Consider the following 2135-nt stretch of genomic DNA (forward strand, 5'->3'; position numbering starts at 1 on the left):
TGATAATGTGGTTCCTGCTTTACTGGGTAATTGTCAATTATCTGTGGGAGAAGCCGAACACTGGCAAATTACAGAAATTCCTTGGCATTCTGATATCGTACCTGTAGTTGCAATTCCTAATTTTGAGTTGTCTACGGAAGAAGCTAGAGCGGTATTGCCAACTAATTACGAACGTAGTGATGCTATTTTTAATATTTCTCGCATGGGTTTATTAATTAGAGGATTAGCCACCAATAATCATGATTGGTTAGCAATGGCTTTAGCAGATAAATTACATCAACCCTATCGTCAAAAACTAATTCGTGGTTATACAGCAGTCAAAGAAACTGCTATAGCTGCTGGTGCTTACGGAGTGGTAATTAGTGGTGCAGGTCCTACTCTACTGGCTTTATGCAGTAGCTACTCGGCAAAAAAAGTCGTTACTGCAATGGCTGGTGCTTGGCAAAATGAAGGCATTTTCCCCTCCGTTAAGGTTTTGGCTTTGGATAATCAAGGCGCGAGAGTGCAAAGGAAATAAGAAGGAGAGCAGAAAGAGCAGAAAGAGCAGAGGAAACAGAGGAAGGAATACAAGGAAGATGGGAAGATAAAAGGTGATAAGTAATCAGTAATCAGTGACAACGAGCAATCAAAGACTAACCACTAACCACTGTACGGACGTGACCTGAGCGGTGAGACCCCGCGTCGCCGTAAGGCGCATCTTTTAGTTCACCAAGACAACTTCTCTACCCACTAATCACTAACTAATTAATACTCTTCATTCCTTAGATGATAAAACGACTAGAAATTAAACCAGCGATCGCAAATCAAGTTAAAGATATTATTGTTTTAGATCAATTGTGTTTTGACGGTATTTGGTCTAAACATGGTTATTTAAGAGAAATAAATAGCCCTAATAGTAGCTTGTTGTTGCTTTGGGTTACAGAAACAGATTTGTCTCCTAAGATGCTGGGAATCGGCTGTTTATGGTCAATTTTGGAAGAGGCTCATATTACTCTTTTAGGGATTCATCCAGAGTATCATCGACAGGGCTTAGGGATGTTGTTACTCCACAGTCTTTTACAAGAGGGAGTCACAAGAGGTTTAAAAAGAGCTACTTTAGAAGTAAGACCTACCAATCAGCCAGCTATTAATTTGTACGAAAAGTTTGGTTTTAAGGTTGCAGGAAGACGCAGGAATTATTATCCCAAAACAGGAGAAGATGCTCTAATTTTATGGCTCAATGGGTTAAATAAAGGCGATTTTCAGCAACAGCTAGATTCTTGGCGGTTACAAATAAAAAAGCGACTTCTCCGACACTATACAATTGCTTAAATTCTGAGCGTTTAATTTAACATTTAATATCAATTTAGACAAAACCGTTATGACTATGCTTTATGATATATTCGTGAAGGTTTGTAAATACCACCATACAAACCTATAAATATAATGTATAAAAGGAGACATTAACCCATGACCGCAGAAGGATGTATCAGAGTAGGACAAGAAGCACCAGACTTCACTGCTACTGCTGTTGTCGATCAAGAATTCAAAACAGTCAAATTGTCTGACTATCGCGGTCAGCATACCGTATTATTTTTCTATCCCTTGGATTTTACTTTTGTTTGTCCTACAGAGATTATTGCTTTTAGCGATCGCTATGAGGAATTTAAAGCTCTTGATACCGAAGTATTGGGTGTTTCTGTAGATAGCGAATTCTCTCATTTGGCTTGGATTCAAACCGATCGTAAAGAAGGTGGTATTGGTGACATTGCTTATCCTCTAGTCTCTGACATCAGAAAAGAAATCAGCACCGCTTATAATGTTCTCGATCCTGAAGCTGGAGTAGCTTTACGTGGACTCTTTATTATTGATAAAGAGGGAGCTATTCAACACGCGACAATCAATAACCTCTCTTTTGGTCGTAGCGTAGATGAAACTTTACGTACACTTAAAGCAATTCAATATGTGCAGTCTCATCCCGATGAAGTATGTCCTGCGGGTTGGGAAGAAGGGGATAAAACTATGGTACCCGATCCCGTGAAGTCTAAAGTATACTTTTCTGCCGTTTAAATTTTAGGCTTGATTATCAAAACAATACTGACAAAAAGATTAAATTAATTCATCTTTTAATTAACATGGTCATACCGTGTTTTTTT

3 protein-coding genes are annotated in these 2135 nt (G+C 38.5%); all 3 read left to right on the forward strand.

The annotated features are described in order from the left end of the window. On the forward strand, positions 1-517 hold a 517-nt coding region (locus H1P_RS32905), incomplete at its 5' end, for a homoserine kinase (RefSeq protein WP_144875644.1). Between the two features lie 248 nt (positions 518-765). Further along, complete coding sequence (rimI, locus tag H1P_RS32910) at positions 766-1311, forward strand: ribosomal protein S18-alanine N-acetyltransferase (RefSeq protein ID WP_144875645.1); 546 nt, start codon at positions 766-768, stop codon at positions 1309-1311. A 138-nt stretch (positions 1312-1449) separates the two neighbouring features. Continuing rightward, a complete protein-coding gene (locus H1P_RS32915; RefSeq protein ID WP_144875647.1) occupies positions 1450-2049 on the forward strand; it encodes a peroxiredoxin in 600 nt (199 codons plus the stop codon). Positions 2050-2135: the final 86 nt, after the last annotated feature.

The organism is Hyella patelloides LEGE 07179 (assembly GCF_900659865.1).
GTDB classification, from domain to species: Bacteria; Cyanobacteriota; Cyanobacteriia; order Cyanobacteriales; family Xenococcaceae; genus Hyella; species Hyella patelloides.